Source organism: uncultured Aquimarina sp. (genome assembly GCF_947492965.1).
In the GTDB taxonomy this organism is placed as follows: Bacteria; Bacteroidota; Bacteroidia; order Flavobacteriales; family Flavobacteriaceae; genus Aquimarina.
Genome location: NZ_CANLOZ010000005.1, coordinates 121138 through 134878 on the forward strand (window position 1 = coordinate 121138; position 13741 = coordinate 134878).

The window sequence follows — 13741 nt, forward strand, 5'->3', positions numbered from 1 at the left end:
CAAAGATACCAACAATAATTCGTTTACTAAAATTGAAAATCAACCAATTAACTTCTTTAACTAACTATTTTGTAGCAGTTTACTTTTGCCTTCTTTGTATTTCTTGTAATGAGACTAACAATAAGAATAAAGAACATTTGATATTTCGCTATAACGAATATTCTAATATCCAAACCTTAGATCCAGCTTTTGCCAGAAATCCTCCGATTATTTGGACCACAAATCAACTATTTAACAGCTTAGTACAACTTGATGACTCATTGCACGTACAACCTGATATTGCTAAACACTGGAATATTAGTGATGACAACCTAACATACACCTTCTTTTTAAGAAATGATGTAAAATTTCATAAACATCCAGAGTTCAAAACAACAGACAGTACCAGAATTGTTGTCGCCAAAGATTTTGAATATAGCTTCAATCGTCTTATAGATCCAAAAGTAGCTTCTCCAGGAAATTGGGTTTTAAAAAATGTCGAAAAATATAAAGCTATTAACGATACTACCTTTCAGATTAAATTAAAGAAACCGTTTCCTGCATTTCTCGGACTAATGAGCATGCGCTACTGCTCTGTAGTACCTAAGGAAATTGTGGAATTTTACGGAAGTGATTTTAGAGCTAATCCTATTGGCACTGGTCCGTTTAAATTCAAATTATGGGAAGAAAATATCAAACTCGTTCTTCGTAAAAACGAATTGTATTTTGAAAAAGACGCAACTGGAAAACAACTACCCTATCTTGAAGCTATCGCTGTAACTTTTTTACCAGACAAACAAACCGAATTTTTACAATTTGCAAAAGGAAAGATTGATTTCCTAAATAGTTTGGATGCTTCTTATAAAGATGAATTATTAACACCTAGTGGTAAGTTAAGAGAAAAATTCAAGGATAAGATTACATTTACCAAAAGCCCTTATTTAAATTCTGAATATCTGGGATTTTATCTGGATGGTGAAAATGACGAAGTAAAATCAGAACTCATCAGAAAGGCCATTAATTATGGTTTTGATAGACAAAAAATGATCACCTATCTCAAAAACGGAGTTGGAACACCTGCAAATAGCGGTTTTATACCAAACGGATTACCAGGATACAACCAACAAAAAGGATATACGTATCATCCTGAAAAGGCAGAGAAATTGATTAAAGAATACATACGAATAAGCGGAAATAAAACTCCTACCATAAGGATTGCTACAGATAACAATTACCAAAGCTTATTTGAGTTTATCCAGCGAGAAATGGAGAAAGTAGGACTAACTGTTGTTGTAGATGTTATGACACCTGCTACCATTCGAAAAAAGAAATGGAGTGGTGAATTGGATACGTTTAGAGCTAGTTGGATTGCAGATTATCCAGATGCCGAAAACTTTTTATCTCCTTTCTATAGCAAAAACTTTACACCAAACGGTCCTAATTATACGCACTTCAAAAATGAGACTTTTGATCAATTATATGAGCAAAGTTTTTCTGTAACAGATCCAAAAATAAGAGAACAACTATATATTAAAATGGATTCTATCGTGATTGCCCACGCTCCTATTGTTCCTTTATATTATGATCAGGCTACACGATTTGTTCAAAAAAATGTAAAAGGACTTACCAATAATCCACAAAACTTCCTGGTATTAAAACGAGTTTGGAAAGAAAAATAGATTTCAAAAAATCATCAAAGTAAGAAAATTAACTTTTTATCGATAAAAACGGTATTTTATCGGTGAATTTTCCCTATATTCGGCATCGATTAATTTTAACTAACCCAAATCTTTTAAAATCAACCATCGAAATAGAGGCTTTAAAAACCTCTTTATTCTTTGGTAAATTTTATCTGACACTTAACATCTAAAACAAACAACAAATGAAAAAAACCTATCTATTTGCCATGGCTTCCTTGTTTTTGGCCGCAGTATCCTGTAGTGATGATGACTCCAATAATGGACCAGGAATCGTAACAGTAACTCCTGACCCTACTGAAGAAATCTCATTAAATCCTGATGATGTTTCTGACGGAATTATCATTACTAATGGTACTAGAGTTCCTGGAGATGCTCCAACACCAACAGGAACACTTCCTTTTAGCTTAAGCGAAACAACACAATCCGGTTTTCAGAAAAATGGTTTTGATATTAATTTCGCTGCTCCAGCGAATTATGCAGGAGCCTATATTCAGGTACAATCGCCGGATGGAACGATGGCAGATGAATATTGGAACATAACAGGACCTAATAAAACTAATAACAAACAAAAAGGATTATTTAGCAAATCTATTGCCAAGGCAAAATCCAATGATCAAGATATTGAAATAGATGTAGATTTTGATGATAGTGTTCCAGCAGGAACATTCTGTTATGTAATTTGTATTTATGATACCGATGGTAATATTAGTGAACCAGTGGAAGTATGTGTAGAAGTTGAAGCTTGGGGTGGAAACCCAAATTTAGTTGGTACTTGGAATCTTACTAAAGAAGAAGTTACTTATGGAGGAGAAACAGACACCGATATTGTCGGTGAAGAAACTTGTGATTCTAGCACAGTTACCTGTAACAATGATGCTAGTTTAACCATAGACGATGCGTATTGTTACACTATCAATTTAGCTAAAATCACGTTTAATGCAGACGGAACACTATCCGAAACATTTAATGAGTCTTACAGAGACTATAACTATTCAGCAACTATAGAAAATTGCCAAGCTTCATATTTTGACTCTCAAGAGTATGATTATGCTGCCACTGGATATTGGGCATATGATGAAGAAGAATCTAGCCTAACGCTAGTTATTTTTAACGAAACAACAAATGGAGATCCTGCAACATATGAAAACGGTGACGCTTATTCCGTTACTTTAGAAGAAGTTACTAGCTCAACATTTACAGTAAATGATCCTGGAGAAGAAGCTATAAAGTCTTTCTTTACTAGACAATAAAAAAGAAATAGCACTATTTAAAAGTGTATCTTAGTTTATATAAAAAGGGTAGTAAGAAAACTTACTACCCTTTTTCGTTTTATAACTTACTAAGGTTTTACTCATAACTCTTTCGCCAAGTTTTTGTTTCTTCAAAAACATGCTCCAAGATTTTTTGATCTGTCTCGGTAAAATCTATTTTGCGTCTTGCCATTACTACTTTTGCCACTTCAAAAGCTTTTTTGGTTAAGTAGGTAGAAAAGCCGTTACTTCCTCCCCAACTATAACTAGGCACAAAATTACGTGGAAAACCACTCCCAAAAATATTAGCATTTACTCCTACTACAGTTCCGGTATTAAACATGGTATTGATTCCACATTTAGAATGATCTCCCATCATTAATCCACAAAATTGCAATCCAGTTTTTGCAAATCCTTCGGTTTCATAACTCCACAATCGTACTGGAGCATAATTATTTTTAAGATTAGATGTATTCGTATCAGCTCCTAAATTACACCATTCTCCAAGTACTGTATTTCCAATAAATCCATCATGCCCTTTATTAGAATATCCAAATATGACAGAATTACTTACCTCTCCTCCTATTTTAGAAAACGGCCCTACTGTGGTACCTCCATATATCTTAGCTCCCATTTTTATGGTTCCATGATCACATAAGGCAAAAGGTCCTCTTATTAAGCTACCTTCCATAATCTCTGCATCCTTACCAATATAAATAGGACCATTAGAAGCATTTAAAGTAACAAATGCTAGCTTTGCTCCTTCTTCGATAAATATGTTCTCTGGTGCAATTACCTGAACACTATCTGGAATCGGCTCACTGGTTCTATCCTCTGTAAGTAAGGCAAAATCTTCTTTGATTGCCTCTTCATTCTTAGAAAAAATATCCCATGTATTTTTTACCGTTAATACCTCATAACTATATTGAATCACGTCATAGGTGTCAAAATCCACCTCCTGATCTTCTTTGGTATAAAAAGCTAGAGGTTCATCTTCATAAAAGATAGCTTGCTCTGACTGTAAGTTCTGAATCATTACTACCAAATTTTTTGTTGGTAGAAACGAAGCATTGATCATTACATTTTCTTCGACTTCTACCATTGGATATTTTTCACTTAGATAATCCTCAGTAACAGTAGAAGTAGTATATCCTAGATATTTTTCCCATTTTTCGCGAATGGTTAAAACTCCGATTCTAATATCTGCCACAGGACGCGTATAAGTAAAAGGCAATAATGCATTTCTGGAAGCCCCATCAAAAAGAATATAGTTCATAGTTGTTTAGATGATATGTTTGTTCTAATTGGTTTTGTATTGATACTTGTTTTGTTCATCTAATCTTCCTTCATAGGCGAACAAGTGTCGAAGATCAAAAAAACATTTTAATGAGTCCATAATCCGATATATTTTATCAATAACTTCGTGTCATCCTGAGTTTGTCGAAGGAAATATAACCTACAATTTGCTCCGACAGGCTCAGTGTGACATTTATTGTTTCAAAATATCTTCCGCCACCCACTTTCATAATTCGGAATCAAAAATACGGTAACGTATAAAAACAAAAAAGCCTTTCTTTATCGAAAGGCTTTCTGTTTGTTGTATTTACTAAATTACTTTTTGAATTTAGCATATTTGTTTTTGAACTTGTCAATACGTCCTGCAGTATCGATAAGTTTAGACTTACCTGTATAAAAAGGATGAGAAGTTCTTGAAATTTCTAATTTCACTAACGGATACTCAACACCATCTACTTCAAGTGTTTCTTTAGTATTCGCAGTAGATTTAGTAATAAAAACCTCATCATTGGACATGTCCTTGAAGGCAACTAGTCTATAATTTTCTGGGTGAATATCTTTTCTCATGGTTATATCTTATCATTTTCGAGGTGCAAATGTAAGTATTTTTTATAAAATAGCAAGATGAAATAAAATTAATTAAGCAAAAAATCTATCACTTAATGAAATCAGCCATCAACTTGCTCACTCTTAACTTCACAAACCAACTCTGCAAGCCATATAAACATATCTCCTAAAGCACTTGTCACTGCACAACCATCTCCATCATTCTTAACTTCTAATGCATTTCTTTTTGAAATAGAATAGTATTCAAACACTATAGTGCGAAGTTCCTCTCGAGATAATTCCAAATCAACAACATATTTATATAAAATAACAAATTCTGGACTTTGCTGACTTAACAACTCTTGTTCTAATCTTTCCCGTTCTTCGGCTGTTAATTCTTCAGAATTTTTAACATCTATTTGATTAATAATTTTTGTATACTCTGGAGAACCCACAACATCCTTAGAAAATTTTTTGAAAAGTTCTACAACCTTAGTTTTATTTTCTTCGATTTCAAGTTCATTTTGGTGTTCATCTACAGAACAAGCTGTAAATAATACAAGCATGCAGCTTGTTAGATAAAGTAATTTTGTTTTCATATTACAATATTTTGGGAGTTAAAGAGCGAAAAAAACGGCTAAAGTGCATCTTACCTTTTATTATGTTTGACTTGTAAAAAACAATAAAAATGATGGTTTACCCGTAGTTTTACAACGTAAATATAGTCTTTTTTTATTAATTATTAAGCTAAAAAGTAGAAAATAACTGTCTTGTTACTAACATTTTACTATATTTGAAGGGAGAAAACAGTACAATAACCCAAAATAACGTAATGAAAAGTAAGAGTATTCCTATAAAAAAATATATCCTAAAATATGGCTTAATTTATGGTTTACTAACTATACTTTTTGGTTTGTACACATACTTAACAGGAGATTATGCAAAACAAAATTTATTTCATGCATCAGTTTTATCTTTGATTACTATCTCTAGCATTATAACAGCAATAATTAGTTTTAAAAAATCTAATGATAACTTTATCAATTTGAAGGAAGCACTCAAAATTGGAATTGGTGTTGCTATTTTAGGGGGATTAATAGCTGTTTTATGGAAACTCATATTAATCAAAGTAATTGATCCTGGTATTATAACAGAATTAGGAGACAAACAAATCAAAATTATTGCTGAAAATGCAACTGATTTCACTCAAGAAAATATTGATAGAAAAATAGCTATTACGAAAAAATACACTTCACCTCTTATTCAAATTGTTGCTGCTATAGGAGTAAATTTATTTATGGGTTTTTTATTCTCATTAATTGGAGGTTTGATCGTTCAAAAGAAAAGAGATCCTTTTAAATAATCGCAGACTAGACGCTTGTTTTTATCTAATCATAACTTTACTATTTCCATCCTCTCAGATCTTTTTTGATCAAAAATGTAACAAATTACTACATTTGTGTACTTATGTGTTATATCTAAATAACCAAAAATTTTATACATATGGAAAAATCTGTTAAATCTAATGCAATATCTCTTGGTGCAATATTAGGCGTAGTCTTAGCACTTATTACCGTTATTGCTTATACTGCTTACCAAGGTATGTACACCAATTGGATGGCAGGAATTGGTATTGCTATCTTAATTATTGTCTTTGGTATTGTATCTGCCGTAAAAAGTAGAAAATTACTAGGTGGCTACATAAGTTTTAAAGATGCTTTTACCTCTTACCTCATTACGGTAGCTATTGGTACACTAATCAGTATGGTAGTTAATATCTTAATTTATGTGGTAATAGATCCAGATGCTGCCACAGCAATTAACGAACAAATCATAGAATCTTCAGTTGGTTTTATGGAAAAATTTGGAGCTCCAGAAGCTGAAATAGAAAAAGCAGTGGCTAAGATGGAAGAAGAAAACCAGTTTGGTTTAGTAACTCAAATAAAAGGTTGGTTCTGGGGAATCCTAATCTATATCATCGTAGGATTATTAGCTTGTCTTGCAGTTAAAAAGAAAGAACCTCTTTACTAAAAAATAATATTCTTTATAAAGACTGTCTAAAAAGTATTAAAAAGCTTGTATTGTCAGTCTGAGCCTGTCGAAGACAAATTAAAAGTCTAGATATTAAAACTTCGACAAGCTCAGTTCGACACCGAAAAGCAACTTTTTAGATAGTCTTTTTTTATGCAATGTTCTTAAGATGGAATACCTATATTTGTCAACCAAATCATTTTAATACGATTTATGGAGGTTTCTCAGAAAAATTTTCTCTCATATATTTTTGGTGTAGCTATTATATCAGGAATTGCCAGAGTTGCTTTAGATTATCTATTCAGAATACTAGAACTCTCTCCTATTGCCTACTATCTTACTTTTATACTAGCGTTTATATTAGAGATATATATTATTGTTTTTGTGATCAAAAAGTACAAAAAGCTCAAAAATCCATTAACGATTGTTGACGCATTAAAAACAGGTATTATCATAATGGGAGTGATTGGACTATTGTATTGTACAATGGCATATATATATGATATGTATATAGATCCGGATTTTCAGACAAATATGACATTGCGATTTACCGAGCAATTTAGTCCCGATCAATTAGAGCAAACAAAACAGAATCTGGCCAATCAAGATCCTAGTAAATCTTATTTTGGAGTAATTATGTATACCATCTGGTTTGTATTTTTAGGAACAGTGATTTCTTTAATTGCTGGATCAGTTTACAAAACAAAAGAAGCATCAAAGTAAATGGATATTTCTGTAGTAATACCTTTATTAAACGAACAAGAATCTCTTACAGAACTATATCAGTGGATTGTAAAAGTGATGCGCACACATTCCTATTCCTACGAGATTTTATTTATCGATGATGGTAGTACCGATGGTTCCTGGAATACGATACAAACCTTATCACAGGAAGATCCCAATGTAAAAGGAATACAATTTTTACGAAATTACGGAAAATCTCAGGCGCTTCATGCAGGTTTTGAAGCCGCGAATGGAGAAGTAGTCATCACCATGGATGCAGATTTACAAGACAATCCTGAGGAAATCCCAGAACTATATGATTTAATTAGCAAAGACGGATACGATCTAATCTCTGGTTGGAAAAAGAAACGTTACGATTCTGTCATTGCTAAAAATCTGCCTTCTAAACTTTTTAATGCTGCTGCCAGAAAAACATCAGGATTAAAACTACACGATTTTAACTGTGGACTAAAAGCCTACAAAAAAGATGTTGTAAAACATGTTGATGTTCATGGCGAAATGCATCGTTATATTCCTGTATTAGCAAAGAATGCTGGTTTTAATAAAATTGGTGAAAAAGTAGTCCTACACCAAGCCAGAAAATATGGTAAAACGAAATTCGGGATGAATCGTTTTGTCAATGGATTCTTAGATCTCATAACGATCTGGTTTATGTCGCGCTTTGGCAAAAGACCGATGCATTTCTTTGGACTCATAGGAACCATATTATTCATCATTGGTTTCTGTTTTTCATTATACTTAGGGATCGACAAATTATTTATTGCAAAAAAAGGAAGACTTATTGCGCAACGACCAGAATTTTATATCGCCCTAACAGCTATGATTCTTGGAACTCAGTTTTTCTTAGCTGGTTTTCTGGGAGAGATAATGCTTACCAGCAAAAGAACCAAAGAACGATATCATATTTCCGAAAAAATTCACCTTTAGAACCGTATGAAAATACTGGTATCATTAAAATTACAGGTGACAAATTGAGGATTTTTTAATATACTAATATATAACCAAAGTTTAACCAAATACGACCTTTTCTAAGTACCCCACAAACGAAAATTAAATAGTATTTTTGTTACTAAAACCTAGAAACATGCAAATATCAGACACCTCACTACAAACCAGAATTGAAGAGTGGTTATCACCAGTTTTTGACCAACAAACTCAAGAAGAAATCACCAACTTACAAAAGCAAGATGCAGAAGCATTAAAAGAAAGCTTTTATAAAGATCTGGAATTTGGAACCGGTGGTATGCGTGGTGTGATGGGTGTGGGAACCAATCGCATTAATAAATATACGTTAGGAAAAAGCACACAAGGATTAAGCAATTACCTAAAAAAAGTATTTGCTGGTGAAGAAATTAAAACAGTAATTGCTTATGATTGCCGTAATAATAGTGATACCCTTGCAGAAGTGGTTGCCAATGTATTCTCTGCTAATGGCATTAAAGTATATCTTTTCTCTAGCTTACGACCTACTCCAGAACTTTCGTATGCCGTAAAGGAATTGGGATGTAATTGTGGCATCGTATTAACAGCTAGCCACAATCCACCAGAGTATAATGGATATAAAGTATATTGGCAAGATGGAGGTCAGTTGGTACCACCACAAGATGGTGAAATCATTGCAGAAATCAATTCTCTGAATTATGCAGATATTCAGTTTGACACAAATTCAGATCTTATTCAAAAGATCGATACAGAAATCGATATTCCTTTTATAGAAAACAGTGTGAAAAATGGAAGTTTTGCTGCTGATCAGGAGGCAAAAGACAATACCACGATTGTGTTTACTTCTTTGCATGGCACATCTATTACTGCTGTTCCGGATACCTTGAAAAAAGCTGGATATAAAAATGTACATATCGTAAAAGAACAAGAGGTGCCTGATGGAAATTTTCCGACAGTAAAATCTCCGAATCCCGAAGAACCAGAGGCATTAGCGATGGCCATGGAGTTAGCAAATAAAGTAGACGCAGACATTGTTATCGGTACAGATCCTGATTGTGATCGTTTAGGGATTGCTGTTAGAAATACTGCTGGAGAATTGCAATTGCTCAATGGAAATCAAACCATGATTGTAATGACTTGGTTTTTATTAAAGCATTATAAAGAAAAAGGATTGCTAAAAGGAAATGAATTTATAGCCTCTACTATTGTATCTACACCTATGATGAAAAATCTTGCTGAAGCCTACGATGTATCATATATGGAAGTACTTACAGGATTTAAATGGATTGCAAAATTGATCAAAGATTTTCCTGAAAAGCATTTTATTGGTGGAGGAGAAGAGAGTTTTGGGTATATGGTTGGAGATTTTGTACGCGATAAAGACGCAGTTACCTCTACTCTATTAGCTTGTGAAATTGTAGCATACACAAAAGCAAATGGTAGTTCTTTCTATGAAGAATTGTTAAATCTATACGTGGAGCATGGTTTTTATAAAGAAAATCTGGTTTCACTGGTTAAAAAAGGAATTAAAGGAGCTGAAGAGATTAAGCAGACCATGATTGATCTTAGAAACAATCCTCCTACTCATGTAAACAATGAGAAAATCGTTCTTATCGAAGATTACCAAACGAGCATTGCAACCAATGTATTGGATAGAACAGAAAAAGCAATCGACATTCCAAAATCCAATGTATTAATTTTTTATACAGAAGCTGGAAGTAAGATAGCTGCAAGACCAAGTGGTACCGAACCTAAGATTAAGTTCTATATGAGTGTACAAGAAACGCTTGACGATTTGTCAGCTTTTGATACTGTGGAACAAAAACTGAATACTAAAATCGCAACCATCAAAAAAGATTTACAAATAAATTAACGACGGTTTTTACCGTCTCTAAACATTGAATGGATTACTTTAAACAAATTCTTCGCTTTGCGAAGCCTTATAAATCTTATGGGATTCTAAATATTATATGTAATATTTTCTATGCCCTTTTCGGTACACTATCATTCATTTCGTTAATTCCGATGTTAAGTGTATTATTAGGAGAAACGGAGCCGGTAAAAACAGAACCAGTTTACAAAGGTTTTACGGAAGTAAAATCTTATCTAGAGGATTATCTAAATTACTTTGTAACGCTAAAAACCGAAGAACACGGAGAAATATATGTACTTACCGTTATGGTAGGACTGGTAATTTCTATGTTCTTTATCAAAAATATCTTCAATTATTTAGCCATGTTTTTTATTACATTTCTAAGAAACGGAGTTCTTAGAGATATGAGAGATAAGCTTTATAATAAGGTGACAGATCTTCCTATTGGATATTTTTCTGAAAAACGCAAAGGAGATGTGATTGCCCGTATTTCCACAGATGTTCTAGAAATACAACATTCATTTCTTTCTATTTTAGAATTGATTGTTAGAGAACCGTTAATGATCATCTTTACGATTATAGTAATGTTTGGAATCAGTGTACAACTCACCATTTTTGTTTTTATTTTTATTCCTGTATCAGGATTTTTAATTTCAAAAATTGGAAAATCTCTAAAAAAGCATTCAGATAAAGTACAAACCGAACAAGGTAACTTCCTTTCTATCATAGAAGAAACCTTAGGAGGACTAAAAGTAATTAAAGGTTTTAATGCTGAAAGTATTTTTGGTAATAAGTTTCAGGAGTCCACATCTAGGTTCTATAAATTTTCAAATACGCTATTGAACAGACAAAATCTAGCCTCTCCTACCAGTGAGTTTTTAGGGATTTGTGTAATTGCAATATTATTATGGTATGGTGGTCGTATGGTGTTTATTGACAAAACCCTAGAAGCCAGTGCATTCTTGGTATATATGGGTCTTGCATATAATATACTCACACCTGCTAAAGCTATTTCTAAAGCAAGTTATGGCGTAAAAAGAGGAAATGCTGCTGCGGAACGTGTATTAGAAATTCTAAACACTACTTCTCCGCTTCAGGACAAACCTACAGCAAAAGAAAAAGATGATTTCACCACTGATATCCATATCGATAACATTTCCTTTAAATATGAAGATGAATATGTATTGAATGATTTTACGCTAAAAGTACCAAAAGGTAAATCTGTAGCATTAGTAGGACAATCTGGAAGTGGAAAATCTACCATTGCAAATTTAGTTACCAGATTTTATGATGTAAATAAAGGAACAATACAAATTGATGGAATTGACATCCGAGATCTAAGTAAAAAATCCTTAAGAGGATTGATGGGGTTAGTTACTCAAGATTCTATTCTTTTTAACGATACTATAAAGAACAATTTGCTTATTGGGGATGAAAATGCCTCTGATGAAGATATATTAGAAGCGTTAAAGATTGCAAATGCTTGGGAATTTGTAAAAGATTTACCGAAAGGTATTGATACTAATATTGGAGATAGTGGTAATAAATTAAGCGGAGGACAAAAGCAGCGATTATCAATAGCCAGAGCTGTATTAAAAAACCCTCCTATCATGATCTTAGATGAAGCTACCTCTGCTTTAGATACAGAAAGTGAACGATTAGTACAATCCGCATTAGAAAATATGATGAAGAACCGAACGAGTATTGTAATTGCGCACAGGCTTTCTACAATACAAAATTCAGATTTAATCGTTGTAATGCAAAAAGGAAAAATTGTCGAGCAAGGTACCCACGAGGAGCTAATTGCTAAAAACGGAGCTTACCAAAAATTGGTAACCATGCAATCTTTCGATAGTTAAAAAAAACTGATTATCAATTACATAAAAATAAAAAAGAGCGTCTCCACGCTCTTTTTCTTCACACAAATCATCTTAATTTAGGGGCTTAATCTAAAATTAAAACTCACTTTTATAAAAACTCTCACTTTGGGGGAAATGAAAGCACTAACTCATTTTCACTTTGTAAAGATACAACTCAAATTCGAATACACAAACTTTTTTGTGTATTTTATCTAAAAAAAATGCATTTTAACATTTATATATACTTAAACATATCATTTTGTAGTATTTTTCTTTCAATAATACAAAACAACACATACATGAATCTCAATTATATAAAAATAAAAAAGAGCGTCTCCACGCTCTTTTTCTTCACACAAATCATCTTAATTTAGGGGCTTAATCTAAAATTAAAACTCACTTTTATTAAAAACTTTCATCTTGGGGTTTAATGAAAGTACTAACTCTTAATTACACTGTAAAGATACTACTATTTTTTACTTAAACAAATTTTAAATGTATTTTATCTAAAAAAAAAGCTTTTAATCTTTGTTAGAAATAAAAAATATACAAAAAAGTAGTATTTTTCTTACTTTTTAATAATCATTAGATTGATGCGTAAATTTAAACAAACATCAATAAAACAAAAAAGAGTGCTTTATAGCACTCTTTTTCGAAACAAATCATCTTTAATCTAGGGGGCATTTTATAAAATAAAAACTCAACTTTTAAAAAACTTTTTCATTTTGGGGGAAATGAAAACTTTAACTCATAATTACATTACAAAGATAAGAGTTATTTTTTAATTTCCAAACAAAAAATGTTTTTTATCGAATTTTAACGTATTTTACCTATTACAAATAACCATATTCCTACAATTTCCTACAAATTAATGTTTTAAATATACATTAAACCTTTTTTGTGTAACTTAGTCTAAGAGTAAATTAACGTATACTAACACTAACCGTTTAAACTATAATTTGCTTTTGAATAATATAGAAGAAGAAAACCTACTAACAGCACTACAAACTGATAAAGATATCAATCAGGCTTTTGCAAAACTCGTTTCTTTATATAAAGAACGGCTATATTGGCATATCCGAAATATGGTAAAAAGTCATGATGATACTGATGACGTTCTTCAGAATGTATTCATTAAGGTGTATAAAAATATTAGTAAGTTTAAAGGAGAAAGTAAATTATACTCCTGGATGTATCGTATTGCTACGAATGAATCCATTACGTTTTTAAATCAGAAAGCAAAAAAATATAATATCAGTAATGAAGAGTTACAACAGCAACTGATTCAAAACTTAGAAGCAGATGTCTATTTTGAAGGCAATGCTATACAGCTTAAGTTGCAAAAAGCAATTGCACAATTGCCTCAGAAACAACAGCAGGTGTTTAACATGAAATATTTTCAGGAATTGAAATACAAAGAAATGTCGGATATTTTAGAAACCAGCGAAGGAGCATTAAAAGCCTCTTACCATTTAGCTTCTAAAAAAATAGAAGAATTCTTAAAAACAAATTAAACCTTTT

At 32.2% G+C, this 13741-nt stretch carries 12 protein-coding genes; 9 read left to right on the forward strand and 3 right to left on the reverse strand.

Annotation, left to right across the window (positions count from 1 at the left end; genetic code table 11):
- Positions 1–137: 137 nt before the first annotated feature.
- Together Q1B37_RS14110 and Q1B37_RS14115 are read left to right on the forward strand one after the other, a co-directional pair.
- A complete protein-coding gene (locus tag Q1B37_RS14110; protein ID WP_299899482.1) occupies positions 138–1658 on the forward strand; it encodes an ABC transporter substrate-binding protein in 1521 nt (506 codons plus the stop codon).
- Between the two features lie 203 nt (positions 1659–1861).
- Complete coding sequence (locus Q1B37_RS14115) at positions 1862–2929, forward strand: hypothetical protein (RefSeq protein WP_299899484.1); 1068 nt, start codon at positions 1862–1864, stop codon at positions 2927–2929.
- A gap of 97 nt (positions 2930–3026) precedes the next feature.
- Here Q1B37_RS14115 and Q1B37_RS14120 read toward each other — a convergent pair whose 3' ends face one another.
- The 3 genes from Q1B37_RS14120 to Q1B37_RS14130 all read right to left on the reverse strand — a co-directional run bounded on the left by Q1B37_RS14120 (position 3027) and on the right by Q1B37_RS14130 (position 5370).
- Positions 3027–4205, reverse strand: coding sequence for a GlmU family protein (locus Q1B37_RS14120; RefSeq protein WP_299899486.1), 1179 nt, complete (start codon positions 4203–4205; stop codon positions 3027–3029).
- Between the two features lie 335 nt (positions 4206–4540).
- Positions 4541–4792, reverse strand: a complete 252-nt coding sequence (locus tag Q1B37_RS14125; RefSeq protein WP_219008121.1) for a type B 50S ribosomal protein L31 — start codon at positions 4790–4792, stop codon at positions 4541–4543.
- A gap of 101 nt (positions 4793–4893) precedes the next feature.
- Positions 4894–5370, reverse strand: coding sequence for a hypothetical protein (locus Q1B37_RS14130; RefSeq protein WP_299899488.1), 477 nt, complete (start codon positions 5368–5370; stop codon positions 4894–4896).
- A 233-nt stretch (positions 5371–5603) separates the two neighbouring features.
- Between Q1B37_RS14130 and Q1B37_RS14135 the strand changes: the two genes are divergently transcribed.
- The 7 genes from Q1B37_RS14135 (at position 5604) to Q1B37_RS14165 (ending at position 13734) form a co-directional block, all read left to right on the forward strand.
- Positions 5604–6134 carry a DUF4199 domain-containing protein gene (locus tag Q1B37_RS14135; RefSeq protein WP_299899490.1) on the forward strand — a complete coding sequence of 177 codons (531 nt, stop codon included), beginning with the start codon at positions 5604–5606 and terminating at the stop codon, positions 6132–6134.
- A gap of 140 nt (positions 6135–6274) precedes the next feature.
- Complete coding sequence (locus tag Q1B37_RS14140; protein WP_299899493.1) at positions 6275–6802, forward strand: DUF4199 domain-containing protein; 528 nt, start codon at positions 6275–6277, stop codon at positions 6800–6802.
- Between the two features lie 213 nt (positions 6803–7015).
- Positions 7016–7525: a DUF4199 domain-containing protein gene (locus Q1B37_RS14145; protein WP_299899495.1), complete on the forward strand. Its 510-nt coding sequence runs from the start codon at positions 7016–7018 to the stop codon at positions 7523–7525.
- Entirely contained in the window at positions 7526–8473 is a 948-nt protein-coding gene (locus Q1B37_RS14150) for a glycosyltransferase family 2 protein (RefSeq protein ID WP_299899497.1), read from the forward strand.
- Between the two features lie 157 nt (positions 8474–8630).
- Positions 8631–10361 carry a phospho-sugar mutase gene (locus Q1B37_RS14155; RefSeq protein WP_299899499.1) on the forward strand — a complete coding sequence of 577 codons (1731 nt, stop codon included), beginning with the start codon at positions 8631–8633 and terminating at the stop codon, positions 10359–10361.
- Positions 10362–10390: 29 nt separating this feature from the next.
- Positions 10391–12220 carry an ABC transporter ATP-binding protein gene (locus Q1B37_RS14160; RefSeq protein WP_299899500.1) on the forward strand — a complete coding sequence of 610 codons (1830 nt, stop codon included), beginning with the start codon at positions 10391–10393 and terminating at the stop codon, positions 12218–12220.
- A 974-nt stretch (positions 12221–13194) separates the two neighbouring features.
- Positions 13195–13734, forward strand: a complete 540-nt coding sequence (locus tag Q1B37_RS14165; RefSeq protein ID WP_299608097.1) for an RNA polymerase sigma factor — start codon at positions 13195–13197, stop codon at positions 13732–13734.
- Positions 13735–13741: the final 7 nt, after the last annotated feature.

Excerpts from the sequence above, each read along its gene's own strand:
- Q1B37_RS14115 (WP_299899484.1), top strand. The coding sequence starts at position 1,862 with ATGAAAAAAACCTATCTATTTGCCATGGCTTCCTTGTTTTTGGCCGCA.
- Q1B37_RS14120 (WP_299899486.1), bottom strand. The coding sequence starts at position 4,205 with ATGAACTATATTCTTTTTGATGGGGCTTCCAGAAATGCATTATTGCCT.
- Q1B37_RS14125 (WP_219008121.1), bottom strand. The coding sequence starts at position 4,792 with ATGAGAAAAGATATTCACCCAGAAAATTATAGACTAGTTGCCTTCAAG.
- Q1B37_RS14130 (WP_299899488.1), bottom strand. The coding sequence starts at position 5,370 with ATGAAAACAAAATTACTTTATCTAACAAGCTGCATGCTTGTATTATTT.
- Q1B37_RS14135 (WP_299899490.1), top strand. The coding sequence starts at position 5,604 with ATGAAAAGTAAGAGTATTCCTATAAAAAAATATATCCTAAAATATGGC.
- Q1B37_RS14140 (WP_299899493.1), top strand. The coding sequence starts at position 6,275 with ATGGAAAAATCTGTTAAATCTAATGCAATATCTCTTGGTGCAATATTA.
- Q1B37_RS14145 (WP_299899495.1), top strand. The coding sequence starts at position 7,016 with ATGGAGGTTTCTCAGAAAAATTTTCTCTCATATATTTTTGGTGTAGCT.
- Q1B37_RS14150 (WP_299899497.1), top strand. The coding sequence starts at position 7,526 with ATGGATATTTCTGTAGTAATACCTTTATTAAACGAACAAGAATCTCTT.
- Q1B37_RS14155 (WP_299899499.1), top strand. The coding sequence starts at position 8,631 with ATGCAAATATCAGACACCTCACTACAAACCAGAATTGAAGAGTGGTTA.
- Q1B37_RS14160 (WP_299899500.1), top strand. The coding sequence starts at position 10,391 with ATGGATTACTTTAAACAAATTCTTCGCTTTGCGAAGCCTTATAAATCT.